This is a genomic window from Algibacter lectus, assembly GCF_004368925.1.
GTDB lineage: Bacteria > Bacteroidota > Bacteroidia > Flavobacteriales > Flavobacteriaceae > Algibacter > Algibacter lectus.
Genome location: NZ_SORL01000012.1, coordinates 76374 through 94704, shown reverse-complemented (window position 1 = coordinate 94704; position 18331 = coordinate 76374). Strand labels below are relative to the sequence as shown.

General features: G+C 34.0%; 18 protein-coding genes. 7 read left to right on the top strand and 11 right to left on the bottom strand.

Going from position 1 to position 18331, the window contains the following annotated elements; genetic code table 11:
- Positions 1-5 precede the first annotated feature (5 nt).
- The 9 genes from DFQ06_RS16645 to cyoE all read right to left on the bottom strand — a co-directional run bounded on the left by DFQ06_RS16645 (position 6) and on the right by cyoE (position 6554).
- Entirely contained in the window at positions 6-707 is a 702-nt protein-coding gene (locus tag DFQ06_RS16645; protein WP_042496961.1) for an ABC transporter ATP-binding protein, read from the bottom strand.
- Positions 708-868: 161 nt separating this feature from the next.
- Positions 869-1087, bottom strand: coding sequence for a hypothetical protein (locus DFQ06_RS16640; RefSeq protein ID WP_042496959.1), 219 nt, complete (start codon positions 1085-1087; stop codon positions 869-871).
- A 63-nt stretch (positions 1088-1150) separates the two neighbouring features.
- Positions 1151-1681 carry a DUF420 domain-containing protein gene (locus DFQ06_RS16635; protein WP_042504358.1) on the bottom strand — a complete coding sequence of 177 codons (531 nt, stop codon included), beginning with the start codon at positions 1679-1681 and terminating at the stop codon, positions 1151-1153.
- Complete coding sequence (locus tag DFQ06_RS16630) at positions 1674-2417, bottom strand: SCO family protein (RefSeq protein WP_074938782.1); 744 nt, start codon at positions 2415-2417, stop codon at positions 1674-1676. The genes DFQ06_RS16635 and DFQ06_RS16630 overlap by 8 nt, the downstream gene beginning before the upstream one ends.
- Before the next feature lie 9 nt (positions 2418-2426).
- A complete protein-coding gene (locus DFQ06_RS16625; RefSeq protein ID WP_133968990.1) occupies positions 2427-3143 on the bottom strand; it encodes a hypothetical protein in 717 nt (238 codons plus the stop codon).
- 190 nt (positions 3144-3333) lie between these two features.
- Entirely contained in the window at positions 3334-3714 is a 381-nt protein-coding gene (locus DFQ06_RS16620; protein WP_042504364.1) for a cytochrome C oxidase subunit IV family protein, read from the bottom strand.
- Between the two features lie 53 nt (positions 3715-3767).
- The gene (locus DFQ06_RS16615) at positions 3768-4760 is read right to left on the bottom strand and encodes a cytochrome c oxidase subunit 3 (RefSeq protein WP_042504366.1); all 993 of its coding nucleotides are present in this window, start codon (positions 4758-4760) and stop codon (positions 3768-3770) included.
- Between the two features lie 316 nt (positions 4761-5076).
- Entirely contained in the window at positions 5077-5658 is a 582-nt protein-coding gene (locus tag DFQ06_RS16610; RefSeq protein ID WP_042504368.1) for a cytochrome c oxidase subunit 3, read from the bottom strand.
- Between the two features lie 2 nt (positions 5659-5660).
- Positions 5661-6554, bottom strand: coding sequence for a heme o synthase (cyoE, locus tag DFQ06_RS16605; RefSeq protein ID WP_074938776.1), 894 nt, complete (start codon positions 6552-6554; stop codon positions 5661-5663).
- A gap of 115 nt (positions 6555-6669) precedes the next feature.
- Between cyoE and DFQ06_RS16600 the strand changes: the two genes are divergently transcribed.
- Positions 6670-7536 carry an MBL fold metallo-hydrolase gene (locus DFQ06_RS16600; RefSeq protein WP_133968988.1) on the top strand — a complete coding sequence of 289 codons (867 nt, stop codon included), beginning with the start codon at positions 6670-6672 and terminating at the stop codon, positions 7534-7536.
- A gap of 81 nt (positions 7537-7617) precedes the next feature.
- Here the strand turns inward: DFQ06_RS16600 and galE are convergent, their stop codons facing one another.
- Together galE and DFQ06_RS16590 are read right to left on the bottom strand one after the other, a co-directional pair.
- Positions 7618-8640 (bottom strand): UDP-glucose 4-epimerase GalE, encoded by a 1023-nt coding sequence (galE, locus tag DFQ06_RS16595; RefSeq protein WP_042504371.1) that lies wholly within the window; start codon positions 8638-8640, stop codon positions 7618-7620.
- Positions 8633-9787, bottom strand: a complete 1155-nt coding sequence (locus DFQ06_RS16590) for a DegT/DnrJ/EryC1/StrS family aminotransferase (RefSeq protein WP_074938768.1) — start codon at positions 9785-9787, stop codon at positions 8633-8635. Before DFQ06_RS16590 ends, galE begins: the two co-directional genes overlap by 8 nt.
- A gap of 160 nt (positions 9788-9947) precedes the next feature.
- On the opposite strand from DFQ06_RS16590, the gene DFQ06_RS16585 reads away from it, so the two are divergent.
- From DFQ06_RS16585 to DFQ06_RS16560, 6 genes are all read left to right on the top strand, one after another.
- Positions 9948-11183: a 3-deoxy-D-manno-octulosonic acid transferase gene (locus DFQ06_RS16585; RefSeq protein ID WP_133968986.1), complete on the top strand. Its 1236-nt coding sequence runs from the start codon at positions 9948-9950 to the stop codon at positions 11181-11183.
- 104 nt (positions 11184-11287) lie between these two features.
- Positions 11288-11725 carry a hypothetical protein gene (locus DFQ06_RS16580; protein WP_042496944.1) on the top strand — a complete coding sequence of 146 codons (438 nt, stop codon included), beginning with the start codon at positions 11288-11290 and terminating at the stop codon, positions 11723-11725.
- 218 nt (positions 11726-11943) lie between these two features.
- Complete coding sequence (locus DFQ06_RS16575) at positions 11944-12375, top strand: hypothetical protein (protein WP_042496942.1); 432 nt, start codon at positions 11944-11946, stop codon at positions 12373-12375.
- A 149-nt stretch (positions 12376-12524) separates the two neighbouring features.
- A complete protein-coding gene (locus DFQ06_RS16570) occupies positions 12525-13607 on the top strand; it encodes an efflux RND transporter periplasmic adaptor subunit (RefSeq protein WP_042496940.1) in 1083 nt (360 codons plus the stop codon).
- 27 nt (positions 13608-13634) lie between these two features.
- A complete protein-coding gene (locus DFQ06_RS16565; protein WP_133968984.1) occupies positions 13635-16889 on the top strand; it encodes an efflux RND transporter permease subunit in 3255 nt (1084 codons plus the stop codon).
- On the top strand, positions 16879-18330 hold the full coding sequence (locus DFQ06_RS16560) for a TolC family protein (RefSeq protein ID WP_206672781.1): 1452 nt from the start codon (positions 16879-16881) through the stop codon (positions 18328-18330). Before DFQ06_RS16565 ends, DFQ06_RS16560 begins: the two co-directional genes overlap by 11 nt.
- Position 18331 lies beyond the last annotated feature (1 nt).

Below are 18331 nucleotides of genomic sequence, written 5' to 3'. Positions count from 1 at the left end.
CTAAATCAAACATATAACTTGGCTCTAACTTGTTCTACTTTTACATCTTCAATAATAACACCATCACGAAGTCTAACATTACGTTTACACATGGCCGCGATATCTTCTTCGTGAGTAACCATTAAAATAGTTTTTCCTTCATCATTAAGATGTTGGATAAAATCCATTATTTCGTGCGATGTTTTAGTATCCAATGCTCCTGTTGGCTCATCGGCTAATAACAATTTAGGATCTGCCGCTAAAGCTCTCGCAATAGCAACACGTTGTTTTTGCCCTCCAGAAAGTTCTTTAGGCAAGTGTTTTGCCCAATCGGCCAAACCAACTTTTTCCAAGTGAAACATAGCCAACTCTAAACGTTCTTTACGCTTCATACCTTGATAGTACAAAGGAAGTGCCACATTTTCAAGTGCCGACTTATAATTTATTAAGTTGAAAGATTGAAAAATAAAGCCTAAGAATTTATTTCTGTAAACAGCTGCTTTTTTTTCGGTAAGATTTTTAATAGGTAATTCGTCTAAAATGTATTCGCCTTCATCAGCCTCATCCAACATACCAATAATATTCAGTAATGTAGATTTCCCAGATCCAGAAGAGCCCATAATAGCGACCATTTCTCCCTTTTCTACCGATAAATCGATACCTTTTAAAACATGTAAACTTGAATCTCCTATGGGATAGGATTTGTGCAATTGACGGATTTCTAACATATGTTTTGATTGATTGATAAAATCGTTTCTCTTTTGGTTAAAAAGAACGACTTTATAGTAAGACTACTCAAACAAAGAAATGTTACAATATTCGATAAAAAAAATTATTATTAATTTTTTAACAGCATCAAAAACAAAATAGAAATCTAAAAATCAAATAATTACACTTCTTTTTTACTATATTTTTTATAAATAGCAAAAGCAATTCCCGCTACTAATACATATGGTACAGCCATTAAATAAACAATACCATCGTTTATACCTTTGGCTGCTGCTCCACTTTCTTCACTTTCTAAAACCGCTCTACACATAGCGCATTGCGCATTAGTTTCTAAAAAGAAAAACAGTGTAAATAGAAAAAATATTATTTTAGTTTTCATATTATTTATTAATGGGCTAGCCGAACCAACCGATTACAACATAAGCTTACTAAGACAAACGATTTAATAATAAGGTGAAATCATCATAAAAACAACCACACCCGATACTGCCACGTATAACCAAAGCGGAAATGTAATTTTCGCAATTTTGCGGTGCTTTTCTATATTATTTGTAATAGCACGTACATAAGTGATTAACACAAAAGGAATAACTACTATAGACATTAAAATATGCGTAATTAATATAAAATAGTAAAGCACGCGAATAAAGCCTTCACCACCGTATTTAGTAGAATCGCTCGTCATGTGGTAAGCCACATACATCACTAAGAACAAAACAGAAAGCCCGATAGCAAACTTCATTAATTTTTCATGCAGTTTAACTTTTTTATTCTGAATTGCAATAAACGCTAATACTAAAACAAAAGCTGTTAACGCATTAACCGACGCATAAATAGGTGGTAAAAACACAGGTAATTCTGCATCAATTTTAACCCCAAATAAAATAGCCACAACCACTGGAATAGCCACAGAAAGCACAACAATAAGTTTGTTGTATTTTTTATCGTCTAGAGTATTATTTTCCTTATTCATTCAGTAATTTTTTAATATCTGTCTTTAATGCACTAATTTCTTCTTTTACGCCATCCTCATCCACTTTTTCAGATTCCGATACAATACCTCTATAATAGATAATTGGGTTTCCGTAATCGTCTGTTCTAGATCTAATAAAACCATTTTTATCAATTAACGCGAAGTTTCCAGAATGCTCAAAGCCTCCTGCCACATCTTCTGCTTCCGCAGCGTACAAGTTAAAACCTTTATTAGCCAAATCATAAATAGCCTTTTTTTCACCAGTCATTAAATGCCAGTTCGGGTTAGTAACACCGTATTTTTCGGCGTAAGTTTTTAGAACCTCTTGCGTATCATGACTTGGATTAATGGTGAATGATGCCACTCCAAAATCTTCAAATCCTTCAAAAGTATTTTGAATTTGAACCAAGTTCTGGCTCATTCTCGGGCATATTGTTGGGCAAGTTGTAAAAAAGAACTCGATAACATACACTTTACCTTCGTAATCTTTGTTGGTAATAGTTTTACCGTTTTGATTAGTAAATGCAAAAGCGGGTACTTTTTTAGCTTCACCATTTATTTCAATAAAAGCTAAATCGGACATTTTAGAAGTCGCTGATTTTTGATCACTTCTTCCTGATTGCCTAGACACATCATTATTAGAAATTCGATCTACAATTTCAGGAATAAAAATAATTCCAAAAACTAAAATCACAAAAGCAATACCGATGTATGAATAGTTATTCTTTTTCTTCATTTTAAAAAATTATTTTGTACTCCCTTTTAAATCGCCTGCACGTCTAATATCCGAATTAAATTCTCCTTTACGTTTTTGTCTATACTCTGTAAATACAATACGTAAATCGTCGCTCATTTTGTTTTTAACTTCCGCAACTTCAATACAATTATACCCATTAAGTCCGTAAATCGGACTATTTTTTTCTAGTTCTTTATCCGTTCTATCGTCTAAACGACCTCGTTGATTTAAGTCTTTATCAATAATAAAAACATCGGCAGTAGATAAATCTGGTTTTAAATCTGTTTTACTTTTCAAACTAAAATAAACACGTTTTATATCTACAGGGTTACCATAAACAAAATGCCAGAACCTTATATCATCATAAGAGTTTATTTCAGCTATAAGTTCCTTTACAGCTTCTTCGGTTCCTTTAGGCATCAATATTACTAACTGAAACTTTTTAAAGCCTTTAAACTTATCGTAAATTAATTCTTTAAGGTTAGATGCCTCAATAGCATTTTTCATTGGGTCTGTACCTAAAAAACCTAAAACAGTAATATGGTCTTTTAAAACCACAGGCTCATCGGTATCCGATGTAAAGGCTTCCAAATCTAAAACCTGCTCTTGTACTATATCTAATGGTTGGTAATTGTGCGTAGAAGGATATAAAATCAATAAAAACGCAACAGGAAGAAAAAACAATATTCCCAATACAGCATAGCGGCCCACTTTTTTTCTATCCATAATTCATTCCGTTTTTGGCTTTATTTAGCACGCTGCAAAAATAAAAAAAGACGGTCTAAAAACCGTCTTTACTTTGTTAATTTATCTTAATAAGATCACTTAAAAAAAAAGATCCCGCCTTTCAGCGGGATTACTTTAAATCTATTATTTAAAAGGCCTAAAAAGCACTGTTTAAATTCTATGTGTCTTATTAAAAATCTCTTTTAATATATCCGTTATCGTATACTCTAAAAACGTAACCACCTTCTTGTAACAAAATAAATACTAGGTATAATATCAAGAAAATAGCCGTCCATACTACAGCACGACGTAAACCAGGAGTTTCATCACGCATGTGCATAAAATCCCAAGTAATGTAATAAGCTTTTACAATTGTTAAGATAATGAATATCCAGTTTAAGGCTTTCATACCAAAAACATATCCCATTAAACTTTCTGGTTTAATAATACCTAATACAACCTCAACAATAGTTATAAAACTAAGTAGCGCTAATACGCCCCAAATTTTTTGAGTATTAGATTTAAACTTAACTAAACCTTTAAATATTTCTAATTTATGTTCGTGTGCCATTTTAAATGCTTTTTATATCTCCTAATTAAAGGAACTGAAAAATATATTTTTTATTAAACTAGGTAGAAGAATGTAAATACAAATACCCAAACTAAATCTACAAAGTGCCAGTATAAACCAACTTTTTCTACCATTTCGTAACTTCTACGTTTTTCGTAAGTACCTAATAACACATTAAAGAAAATAATGATGTTAATAATAATACCCGATAATACGTGGAAACCGTGGAAACCTGTAATAAAGAAAAAGAAATCGGCAAACAACGGAGAACCATATTCGTTAACTTGTAAGTTAGCACCCTCAACATATAACTTACCATTATCTTTTAAAGATTTTAAAGATTCAGCTCTAGTTAACACTGTTTTTTCACCTTCCTCATTTAAAATTTGAGTTCTAATTAAAACATTATCATGAGCTTCTAAACCGCTTACAACCTCATCAATAGTATAAGCTGGTAATGTAGATTCATTAACAAACCACAAACCATTCTTTTTTTCGTGTATCGTTCTATCTTTATGGTTGTTGATAACAGCAAAATCTTTAACAGCAACACGCTTAAACACCTGCTCACCATCTTGTTCTACATATTCACCAAACTGTAAAATATTACCACCTTTAGTTTGTATTGCCCCATATTCTCCTTTAATAAACGTATTCCATTCCCAAGCTTGAGAACCAACGAATATTATACCACCAATAATGGTTAAAAACATGTAAATAGTAACTTTACCTTTGTTTAAATGGTGTCCTGCATCTACCGCTAATACCATCGTTACCGACGACATAATAAGTACAAACGTCATAAACGCTACATAATACATTGGTGCATTTACACCATGTAAAAATGGAAAGTGAGTAAACACTTCATCGGCAATTGGCCAAGCATCAATAAATTTAAATCTAGAAAATCCGTAAGCTGCTAAAAACCCCGAAAATGTTAAAGCATCCGAAACGATGAAAAACCACATCATCATTTTACCGTAACTTGCCTTTAACGGTTCATTCCCGCCATTCCAAGTTTTGCCTTCTGCTACTGCTGTACTCATATATAATTGGTTGTTATTTAAAAGTTGGACAAAAATAATCAATTTATTTATCTAATAAAATATGAAACAATAAAAATTAATATTATCCCATATTCCTGCCTCGAAAACCTTTGGGCGTTCCCCAAGGGTCGGGCTTTCACTACTCAATCTTTTTATTTTTAATGAAAATAAAAAGGATTTCAAACAGGCCGTTCAATCCCTAACGCAACCCTACTTGTAAAATTTCAACTTAACATTCAAGGTTTATTTACATCGACGAACTTACCGCTAAACGCCTTTAAAAATAAGCGATCACGATTAATGAGTAAACAAAAACCTATCTTACAAAGTATAAAAACAAAAATAAATAAACCCAAAGAATATCTATAAAATGCCAGAAGGTTGCGGCCAACTCAAAACCTAACATATTTGTTGCACTATACTTTTGTTTAAAATGATTATAAATTACAACCAACAGACAAATTAACCCAGCCACAACATGTAAAATGTGAACTAAAGCAATTAAATAAATGTACGACATGGTAACATTACTCGTTGGTCCGGTAAAATTATACCCCAAATCTATAATTTGTCTAAAACCAGCAAACTGGTTATAAATAAATACAACACCTAAAACCAAGGTTACCAACAACCACAAACTTGTTACTTTATGTTGGCCGTTTTTAAGCGATTTTTTTGCTAATAAAAAAGTAATACTACTAACCACAATAACTACTGTGCTAATAATAAAAGCGTTTGGCAATCTAAAATCGCTCAACCAATCTGGGCGTGAGCTACTTACAATAAAAGCACTCGTCCACCCCATAAAAGACATGATTAACGAAATAATACCAAACCAAAGCATCATTTTTTTTGCTCTGCCTGTTTTCTCTTCTCTAGTTCCTTGAGTTAAATCCATGATTAACTTATAAATTTATCGATTACATAAACAATTTGCACCAACGTAATATAAGCTACACTAGATAGCATAAGTTGTTTTGCAGATTGCTCTGTCATTTTTTTAAATAATTGAATTGCATAATACAACATGCCCAACCCAAGAATAAATACAATAATTGCCGCAACAATAGAAAGCTGCAAACGCCCAGTAAATCCAAACACCGGAATTATTGAAATTAAAATGGTCCAAATGGTGTACATAATAACTTGTACAGCGGTACCTCTATCTTGTTTCCCTGTAGGTAACATAAAAAAGCCACCACGTTTATAATCTTCAAACAAAAACCAGCCAATAGCCCAAAAATGTGGAAATTGCCAGAAAAACTGCAAAGCAAATAACGTTCCTGGCTCAATACCAAAATCATTAGTAGCTGCTACCCAACCTAACATAAACGGAATAGCTCCCGGAATAGCTCCAACAAAAACAGAAATAGGCGTTTTTGTTTTTAAAGGCGTATAAACACAAGTGTATAGAAATATGGAAATAGCACCAAACATAGCGGTTTGCTTGTTTATGCTATACAAAATAGCAATACCTAAAACAGTAAATATAGTTGCTATAGCAAATGCGGTATTTACAGACATACGCCCTGCAGGAATTGGTCTATTTTTAGTCCTATCCATTAAAGCATCTAAATCTTTTTCTATAATTTGGTTAAAGGCATTAGAAGCGCCTACCATAAAATAACCTCCAAAAGCAAGTAAGGTTAAGGTTTTAAAATCGACTGTATCGACACCAAGCAAATAACCAGCAAGTGAAGAAAACACAACACTTAATGCTAATCGCATTTTTGTAATTTCCTTAAAATCTGAAATTAAACCAGGATTTTCTATAGTTGTTTTCGATCTGCTCAAACTTGTCTGTAATAGTGCATTTTGTATTGCGAGTGCAAAGATACTCTATATTAATAATTTGAGCAATGTTGATTGCATTTTTAATACCTTTATAAATTAAGTAAAACCGTTTATCATGAAATTTTTAAAATTATCCCTCATTATTTTTTTCCTTTTTTTCAATGTTTCTATCAATGCCCAATCGAAATTCGATAAAGTTAACATAAAAACTACAAAATTATCCGATCACATCTACATGCTCGAAGGCAGCGGCGGAAACATTGGTGTTTCAGTCGGGAACGATGGTGTTTTTATAATCGACACACAATTTGCTCCCTTAACACCAAAAATTTTAACTGCAATAAAAAAACTAAGCGATCAACCCGTTAAAATTGTTGCAAACACTCACCATCATGGCGATCATACAGGTGGAAACAAAAACCTCGGAGACTCAGGAGCAACTATTATTGCACACGAAAATGTTAGAAAACGTCTTTTAGAAAAAAGCGCAAAATCGGCAATACCCGTAATTACATTTAACGACAAGTTAAACATACAAATGAACAACGAACAGGTTGCTATTTTTCATGTTGAAAATGCTCATACCGATGGTGATGCTATGTTGTATTTTACAGAAAGTAATGTTTTACATACTGGTGACACTTTTTTTAACGCGCGTTATCCATATATAGATATTAATTCTGGCGGAAGCATAAACGGCTATATAAATGCAGTTAAATCTGGATTAATGGTTGTTGATAATGATACTAAAATTATTCCCGGACACGGAAACCTATCAAACAAAGCGGAATACTTAACGTTTTTGAACATGCTAGAAACAGTTAAAGCCGCTGTTTTAAAAGAAATTGAAAACGGGAAAACCGAAGATCAAGTTTCCGAAAATACATCGCTAACTAAAACATATGACGATTTAGGCTATGGCGACCATTTTATTAACAGCAAAAAAATGAGACGTACCGTTTACCAAAGTTTAAAAAACTAAAGTAAAACTGAATCCAAATTAAAAAGCCTTTTGAAACATTTGTTTCAAAAGGCTTTTTAATTATATTAATTCTTTAAGAATCTATTTACCTCTTACTTTGCACTCCCATTTCCATGCAGAACGCATAGCATCATCTAGAGACAATTCTGTTTTCCAACCTAATTCATTATTTGCTTTATCGGTATCCGCATAAGCTGAAATAATATCACCTTCTCTTCTACCTACAATTTTATAATTTAGTTTTTCACCAGAAACTTTCTCGAAAGATTTTATAACTTCTAATACAGAACTCCCTGTTCCTGTACCTAAATTAAATGTTTCATAACTCGATTTGTTTTTACCTTCCAGTAAACGTTTTAAAGCAATTACATGTGCTTTTGCTAAATCTACAACGTGAATATAATCACGAATACACGTTCCATCTGGTGTTGGATAATCTTCACCAAAAACAGAAAGTTCGTCACGTAAACCAATAGCAGTTTGCGTAATAAACGGCACTAAGTTTTGCGGCACTCCTATTGGCAACTCTCCAATCTCAACAGATTCGTGAGCTCCAACCGGATTAAAGTAACGTAAAGCAATCGCTTTTAAGTTAGGTGATACTTTGCACGTGTCTTTTATAATTTCTTCACCAATTTGCTTCGTGTTCCCATAAGGAGACTCTGCTTGTTTTACCGGTGCGTTTTCTGTTATAGGTAATTCATCTGCTTGTCCGTAAACCGTACAGGATGAACTAAAAATAAATCCTGCAGATGGCAGTTTTCTTAATTCTTTTAAAATGTAAACTAACGTTCCAATATTATTTTCATAATACTTCAATGGTTCATTTACACTTTCTCCAACCGCTTTACTTGCTGCAAAATGTATTACACCTTTTACATCGCTGTGCTTTGCAAAAAAGGCTTCAACTTTATCTTTTTCTTTTAAATCTAATTTTTCAAACACGGGTTTCTTCCCAGTAATGGCAACAATACCATCTAATACTTTTTCTGAAGAGTTTGATAAATCGTCAATAATTACAACTTCGTAACCTTCGTTTTGTAATTCTACAACCGTATGAGACCCGATAAAACCGAGACCTCCTGTTACTAATATCTTATCCATTTATAAATTTTATTATAGTTGATGTTATAAATTCAATTTGATCATCTTCTAACTCGGTATGCATAGGTAAAGAAATAACGTCTTTAACCAATTGGTTGGTAACTCCAAAATCAGCTTCGTTATAACGAGCGTCTGAATATGCTTTTTGTTTATGCAACGGAATAGGATAATACACACCACAAGGAATATCATTCGCTTGTAAATGTTTCACCAAAGCATCACGATCGATACCTTTTACTCGCAAAGTATATTGATGAAAAACATGACAATCACATGTGTCACAAATTTCAGAACAATTATTTGAAACTTTAGGTGTCACAATACTCGCGATACCTTTAAAAGCTTTATTATATTTTCTAGCAGATGCCTGTCTCGATTTATTGTAGTTATCCAAATGTGGCAATTTAGCATTTAAAACTGCTGCCTGAATACTATCTAAACGTGAATTTACACCAACAACATCGTGGTGGTAACGTTCGTACATACCATGGTTTACAATACCACGAATGGTATGCGCCAAAGCATCATCGTTTGTAAAAATAGCACCACCATCTCCATAACACCCTAAGTTTTTAGAAGGAAAGAAAGACGTTGCTCCAACATTACCAATAGTTCCTGCTTTTACTTTTTTACCATTACTATAAGTATAATTGGCTCCAATAGCTTGCGCATTATCTTCAATTACAAATAAATTATGTGCTTCTGCTATTTCCATTACCGCTTCCATATTGGCACATTGTCCAAATAAATGCACAGGCACAATAGCTCTAGTTTTTGGTGTAATAGCATTTTTTAAAGCTTCAATATTAATATTAAAGTCATCTTCGTTTACATCAACCAAAACAGGTGTTAATTGCAGTAAAGCAATTACCTCAACGGTAGCTGCAAAGGTAAAATCTACAGTAATAACCTCATCACCTGGTTTTAAACCTAACCCCATCATGGCTATTTGTAAAGCATCGGTACCATTGGCACACGGAATTACGTGTTTTACTCCTAAATATTGCTCTAAATTACTCTGAAATTTGTGAACTTGTGGTCCGTTTACAAATGCGGTGGTTTCAATAACTTCTTGTATAGAAGGATTAACGACATCTTTAATATCGTTGTACTGACCTTTAAGGTCAACCATTTGAATTTTCTTCATCTAAAATAAATTAAAGTCTTTTTTTCTGAATGAAAGACTCATTTTAATGAACTCCTTTAGTTTGTTTATTTTGATTTAAACAGCTACGAAATTACAAAATTCATAAACGTTAAGCAATGAATTCCTTTTAAAGAATGTATTTTAGCGCCAAAGAAAAAAATTGGCTTTTATTTACAACATACTCATAAAACTTGCAGACGGTGCGCTTAGAGCCATTTCGCCATTTAACTCAAAAATTAAAAGCGGCGTTATTGGAAGACAAAACACGTTTCAAACTTTAAAAACCACACTCCAAAAAACCGACAAAACCCTTTGGTTTCACTGCGCTTCTTTAGGGGAGTATGAGCAAGGCTTGCCTGTTTTTACAAAATTAAGAACGCACTACCATAAGCATAAAATTGTACTTTCGTTTTTTTCGCCATCGGGCTACGAAATCAGGAAAAACTCTCCAATTGCTGACGTGGTAATTTATTTACCAATAGACACAAAAAAAAACGCCAAGACCTTTTTGGATCTTGTAAACCCGGAACTTACCATTTTTGTGAAATATGATATTTGGCCAAACTTTTTAAATGAAGTTAAAAAAAGAAAACTGCGTGCTATTCTTATTTCGGCTGCATTCCGAAAAAATCAATCGTATTTTAAATTCTATGGTAGAAATTTACGAAATGCCTTATTTGCATTCGAGCACATTTTTACACAAAACGAAAGCTCAAAAACCTTATTAGAGTCTATACAATACAATTCGGTTTCAGTATCTGGAGACACGCGTTTTGATAGAGTTACTAGCCAGTTAGAATTAGATAACAACTTAGATTTTATTGAAACTTTTAAAGACTATAAACTTTGTGTTGTTGCGGGAAGTACTTGGCCAGAAGGAGAAAAACTTTTAACCAATTACATTAATTCTCGACCACTAGATTATGTGAAATTTATTATTGCGCCTCACAATATAAAGGCCCCACAAATAAATCAGTTACAGCAAAACTTAAAGGTTAATTCGGTTCTATTTTCAGAAAAAGAAAACAAAAACCTTAAAGCCGCACAGGTATTTATTGTAAATACCATTGGGATCCTTACAAAAATTTACAGTTATGCCGATATTGCTTATGTAGGAGGCGCATTAGGAACTACAGGTTTACATAATACTTTAGAACCTGCTGTGTTTGGAATTCCAATTATAATTGGAAATAATCATGAAAAATTTCCAGAAGCTCAAGCCATGATAAACGCAAAAGGCTTATTTTCAATAGAAAAACAACAGGAATTTAACACAATTCTAGACAAATTGATTGAAGATTCTGATTTTCGCGAACAATCTGGACAAAATAATTCTTCTTTTATCAAAAAAAATAAGGGTGCCGTCATCCAAATCCTCGATTATCTGCGTATATAACGTGAATCTAGTATGAAAATTGCAAATATTAACAGATTTTAACAAATCTGATTTAAAAGATATTAGATTTGTAGAATTAAAATAAAACACTAAAACACAAACAAATGAAAAAATTATTATTAAGTACAGCTTTATTAGTAGCTTTAAGTGCATCTTTCACATCTTGTAGAGATGAGAAAAAAGGAGATTCTATTCAAGACGCAATGGAAAACGCTGCTGATGCAACTGGAAACGCTATTGAGAATGCTGCTGAAGCTACAGGTGAGGCTGTTGATAACGCTGCATCTGCAACTGGAGAGGCTGTTGATAGTGCTGTTGAAGCTACAGGTGATGCTGTAGAAGGTGCTGCAAAAGCAACTGGTGATGCTGTTGACGGAGCTGTTGAGGCTGCTGGAAATGCTGCAAACGCAACTGGTGAAGCGGTAAATGATGCTGCAAAAGCAACTGGTGAAGCTGTTGACAAAACTGTTGATGCTGCTGGTAAAAAATTAGACAAAGCTGCTGACGCTGTAAAAGCTGAAGCTGATAAATTAAAGCACTAATATTTATTATTACTTTAAAATTTCAAAAGCCACTTTTTTAAGGTGGCTTTTTTTATACCCTATTTTTAGGATATTCTTAAATAAAACTCTGCGAATGTTAAAAAGACTTAATATTCCTTACCAAATGTTAATTTTTATATAAACTATTAAGATCAAGAAGCTTTTAATAAAATTTTCCTTTGGTAATATTATTCAATTGATATAGTTTTACAGCCTAGATGAAAAACGCATTTAAGAAATATTTGTTTTTAATAAACATCATTCTGTTAACTGGATTTGCTAATCTATACGCAAACTCAGATATACAGAATACAGCTATTCTTAAAGTTAGTAATACTTCGGTGTACGCCAGCAAATCTTCTAGCGCACACAGTTTTAATCAACTTCAATTTAACAGCTCTAATTCTAACAACGAACGCAAAACGTATTCGGAATATGTAGATGAAGAAAATTTTGAAGAAGATGATGAAGAGAAACTAAACGTAGATTTTAAACCATTTAATTTTAGTTGCCCAATAGCATCTATTTTTTATGCGCAACTACTTGATGGTTTAACCTGCGAACTAAAAGAAAACACCCAACGCTATATTTACAACTATAGCAAATCTTCAATACCGCTTCACGCTAAATTTCAGGTTTTTATAATTTGATTTTGTTTTAAAACAATCCAAAACTTAATGGATTGTCAATTACTTACACATTAGTATTTCAATTAAAACACTGAGATAATGCATCTACAAATGATGCTTTTGTCTTAACAAATCATTTTATCTAACCACTTATTTAAAGACGTATAACCATGAAGAAAACCTTCATTTACATTGGTGCGCTTGTATTTCTATTTAATACAAGCTGTGAAAAAAAACACGAAAAGAAAGCCGAAGAAGTTAAATTTCTAGTAACAAACCCTATAAAAAAAGACACCTCAATCACAAAAGATTATATAAGTCAAATACACGCCTATCAACATATTGAAGTAAGAGCGCTCGAAAAAGGCTATTTAAAACAAATTTTTGTAGATGAAGGTCAACACGTAAAGAAAGGACAGCACATGTTCCAAATTTCACCAAACGTGTACAAAGCAGAGTTACAAAAAGCAACTGCAGAAGAACACACTGCAGAAATAGAATTAAGCAACACACAACTGTTAGCAGATAGCAACGTGGTTTCTAGCAAAGAATTAGCCTTAGCAAAAGCCAATGTTGAAAAAGCTAAAGCTGAAGTTTCTCTTGCTAGAACCCATTTAGGTTTTACAGACATTAGGGCGCCTTTCGATGGTATTATGGATCATCTTGAAGCACGACAAGGAAGTTTATTAGACGAAGGCGAACTACTAACAACCTTATCAGACAACAGTAAAATGTGGGTTTATTTTAACGTACCCGAAGCCGAATACCTAGACTATATTATTAGTAAAGATAAAGATGTAAAAAAAGAAGTTGGTTTATTACTCGCAAACAACAAACCTTTTAACCAGACCGGAATAGTAGAAACTATAGAAGGTGAATTCAATAGCGAAACTGGTAACATTGCTTTTAGAGCAACCTTCCCGAACCCTGATGGCATTTTACGTCATGGCGAAACCGGAAGTGTTTTAATGAAAGTTCCTTTTAAAGACGCTATCATTATTCCGCAAAAAGCAACTTTTGAGATTTTAGATAAAAAATATGTTTTTGTAATCGACAAAAACAATGTGGTTAAACAGCGAGAGATTACAGTAGAAGCCGAGCTACCTCACTTATTTGTGGTACAAACAGGATTATCCGTTAACGATAAAATTTTACTAGAAGGCATTAGAATCGTTAAAGACCAAGAAAAAATTGCCACGACGTTTATTCAACCTAACGAGGTATTAGCAAACTTAGAAATGTATGCAGAGTAATCACTTCTACTAAATCTCAAAAAAATCATGTTTAAAAAATTTATACAAAGACCCGTTTTGGCCATCGTCATTTCGGTCATTATAGTATTTACAGGCTTGCTTGCTATTAAGCAATTACCCATTTCGCAATTTCCGCAAATTGCACCAACCACTGTTAATATTTTTATCGCCTATCCTGGTTCTAGTGCCGATGTATTGGTAAATTCAACATTAATACCACTAGAAACCGCTATTAATGGCGTGCAAGATATGCGCTACATAGCATCTGATGCTACCAGTGCAGGAGAAGGTACTTTACGTGTTATTTTCGAACCCGGAACCGACCCCAACGAGGCTGTAGTTCGCGTAAAAACAAGAGTCGATCAGGTTATGCCGTTGTTACCAGAATTGGTACAGCGAGAAGGCGTAGTTATTACGCCTGTGCAACCAAGTATGCTGATGTATGTAAATCTTTTTAGTAAGAAGAAAGACAACGACGAAAAATTCTTATTCAACTACGCTTACACTAAAGTAATACCAGAAATTCAACGTATTGATGGCATAGCAAGTGCTAAAATTTTAGGAAGTAGAAAATACGCTATGCGTGTTTGGTTAAAACCCGACCGTATGCGTGCCTATAATATTTCGGCCGAAGAAGTTCTAGAAGCCATGGAAGACCAAAGTATTTTGGCTAGACCGGGTAGAATTGGTAGAAGCTCAGGCAAAACAGCACAATCTTTAGAATATGTACTAACCTACGAAAACCGCTATAACGAGCCGGATCAATACAAAGAGATTATAATTCGAGCGAATGAAGAAGGTGAAATCATTAAACTATCAGATATTGCCGATGTTAATCTTGGTAGTGAATTTTTCGATATTTATTCAAATTTAGACGGACAACCATCGGCCTCCATTGTATTAAAACAAACTTTTGGAAGTAATGGTAGCGACGTTATTACTTCTGTTAAAGAAAAATTAGACGAGTTAAAAAAAGACTTACCACCGGGTATGGATTTTCAAATTAGTTATGATGTCTCTAACTTCTTAGACGCTTCCATCGAGCAAGTTATCCACACACTACGCGATGCCTTTATTCTTGTAGCTATTGTGGTTTTCTTATTCTTAGGAGATTGGCGTTCTACCTTAATTCCTATTATCGCCGTTCCCGTATCATTAATTGGTGCCTTTTTCGTTATGCAACTTTTCGGGCTATCCATTAACTTAATTACACTTTTCGCTTTAGTACTCGCCATTGGTATTGTGGTCGATAATGCTATTGTAGTCGTCGAGGCCGTACACGTTAAAATGGAAGAAGAACATCTTTCACCTTACAAAGCATCATCTGCTGTACTAAGTGAAATTGGAGGCGCTATTATCGCAATTACATTAGTTATGGTTTCGGTATTTATACCAACATCATTTATGTCAGGTCCTGTTGGGGTTTTCTACCGTCAATTCTCTATTACCATGGCAGGATCAATTGTTATTTCAGCTATTGTAGCCTTAACACTTACACCCGTACTTTGTGCCATGCTATTAAAAAATAATCACGGTAAAGCAAAAAAGAAATCCATAATAGATAAGTTTATTGCTTGGTTCAATAAAGGCTTCGAACGTCTTACCGGTCGCTATGTTAATTTATTAAATAAAATTGCGGCACGACGCATTATTACTTTTGGAATGCTAATCGCTTTTTGCGCGGGTATCTATTTTACAAATGAAGTGTTACCAGCCGGGTTCATACCAAATGAAGATCAAGGGATGATTTACGCCATCATTCAAACACCTCCAGGAGCGACTTTAGAACGTACGAATGAAGTTGCAAAAAAACTTCAGAAAATTTGTGAAGAAACCGAAGGTGTAGAATCTGTTTCCTCTTTAGCAGGTTACGAAATTATGACGGAAGGTCGTGGCTCTAATGCAGGAACATGTTTAATTAACTTAAAACCATGGTCCAATCGTGAACACACCGTACACGAAATCATGGAAGAATTAGAAGAAGAAACTCGCGACTTAGGAGCCGTAATTGAATACTTCGAGCCACCAGCCGTGCCAGGCTTTGGATCTTCGGGAGGTTTTGCTATGCGTTTATTAGATAAAACAAACTCTACAGATTATCATCATTTCGAAAAAATCAACAATGAGTTTATGGCAGCCCTATCCAAGCGACCAGAATTAACGGGTTTATTTACCTTTTTCTCTGCAAACTATCCGCAGTATAAATTGAAAATTGACAACAAAAAAGCGATGCAAAAAGGAGTTACCATTGGTAAAGCCATGGAGAACCTCAACATTCTAATCGGTAGTACTTACGAGCAAGGTTTTATCCGTTTTGGTCGTTTCTTTAAAGTTTACACACAAGCCGCCCCTGAATATCGCGGATTACCTTCAGATCTTCAAAAACTTTACGTGAAGAACGAATCTGGCGAAATGGTTCCATATTCTGCATTTATGACTATGGAAAAAGCTTTAGGCCCCAATGAAATTACCCGTTACAATCTTTACAATTCCGCAGCCATTCGCGGCTTGCCTGCACCAGGCTACACCAGTGGCGACGCCATTAAAGCAATTAAAGAAGTAGCTAAAGAACAATTACCAAGAGGTTACGATATTGGCTGGGAAGGCTTAACTTTCGATGAAGCAAGCCGTGGTAACGAATCCATCTATATTTTCGCAATTGTTTTAATTTTTGTGTACTTCGTGCTTGCCGCTCAATACGAAAGTTTCTTACTTCCGTTTGCGGTAATCTTATCGCTTCCTGTTGGGGTTTTTGGTTCGTTTATTCTACTAAAAGGTATGGGTTTAGCCAATGATGTGTATGCTCAAATTGGAGTTATTATGCTAGTTGGGTTACTCGGTAAAAACGCCGTATTAATCGTAGAATTCGCAGTACAAAAACGCAAACAAGGCGCTACCATATTAGAAGCCGCTATCGAAGGGTCGAGAGCTAGGTTCCGTCCTATTTTAATGACCTCTTTTGCTTTTATCGCTGGTTTAGTGCCGTTGGTTCTGGCTTCTGGAGCAGGTGCTATCGGAAACAGAACCATTGGTGGATCTGCAATGGGAGGTATGTTTATAGGTACTGTATTTGGAGTAATCATTATACCTGGTTTATATTATGTCTTCGCAAAATTAGCAGACGGTAGAAGTCTTATTAAAGATGAAGCCTCAACTTCTGTAACAGATGAATTAATGCATTTAAGCGAAAGCAAAAACCAAAGTGAAGTAAATGCTACTAAAATTAGCAAGATTACTAAATTATTGAAAAAACTCACTAAAAAAAATAATGATGAAGTATAACATAAAAAATAGACTAAAACACCTCCCAACTATGTTGGTTGGTGTTTTTATTATGGCTTTTGCGTTTTCTTGTGTACCAACAAAAAGCATAAGAGAAGCTAACATGTCTACCCCCGAAGGTTATCAAAACCAATCGTTAGACACTATAAATACAGCAAGCATAAATTGGAAAAACTATTTTACAGACCCCAATTTAACAGCTTTAATAGATACAGCATTAGCCAATAACCAAGAGCTTAACATGATGTTACAGCAAATAAATATGGCTAAAAGCGAAATTAAAGCTCGTAAAGGTGAATACTTACCATTTGTAAATGCTTACGCTGGAGCGGAAGTAGAAAAAGTTGGCGAATTTACTCGAAACGGCGCTGTTGAAAAAAACTTAAAAGTGCATGAAGAAGATGCTTTTCCTGAACCTTTACAAGATTATTCTATTGGACTTTCCGCTTCATGGGAACTCGATATTTGGAAGAAACTTAGAAACAGCAAAAAGGCCGCTGTTTTAGAATATTTATCATCTGTGGAAGGAAAAAACTTTATGATAACAAATCTTGTTGCAGAAATTGCCAATTCATATTACGAACTTATGGCTTTAGACAATCAACTAGATATTATTAACCAAAATTTAGAGCTACAACAAAACGCTTTAAGTATGGTGAAAATTCAAAAAGAGGCAGCTAGAGCAACTGAGTTGGCTGTACGCCGATTTGAAGCTGAAGTTTTAAAAAACCAAAGTAGCAAATTCGATATTCAGCAAAACATTGTAGAAGTTGAAAATGGAATCAACTTTTTAGTTGGGCGCTATCCACAACATGTTGATCGTAGTTCTAAAAACTTCATTAATAAAAATATCGGAATTATAAACGCGGGTATTCCATCGCAGTTATTACAAAACAGAACAGATATCCGAAAAGCCGAATTAGAACTTTCTGCATTAAAGCTAAACACAAAAGTTGCTAAAGCCAATTTCTATCCTTCTGTTGGTATTTCTGCTGGTGTAGGCTTACAAGCTTTTAAACCAAAGTTTTTAACAAACACACCAGAATCTTTAGTTTATTCTTTAGTTGGTGATGTGGTTGGGCCGTTAATTAATAGAAATGCTATTAAAGCTGAATATGCCAATGCCAATGCAAAACAACTGCAAGCTGTTTACGAATATGAAAAAACGATTCTGAATGCTTATGTTGAAGTATCTAATGCCCTTTCGAACATAGATAATCTAAATAAAAGTTATGCTTTGAGAGACCAACAAGTAAAGGCTTTAAATGAATCTATTGATATCGCGATGAAACTTTTTAAATCTGCTAGAGCAGAATACACCGAAGTACTATTAACACAACGAGAGGCTCTAGATTCTCAAATAGAAATAATAGAAACAAAAAAAGAACAACTATTCGCCCATGTAAATATCTATAAAGCATTAGGTGGAGGTTGGAAATAAT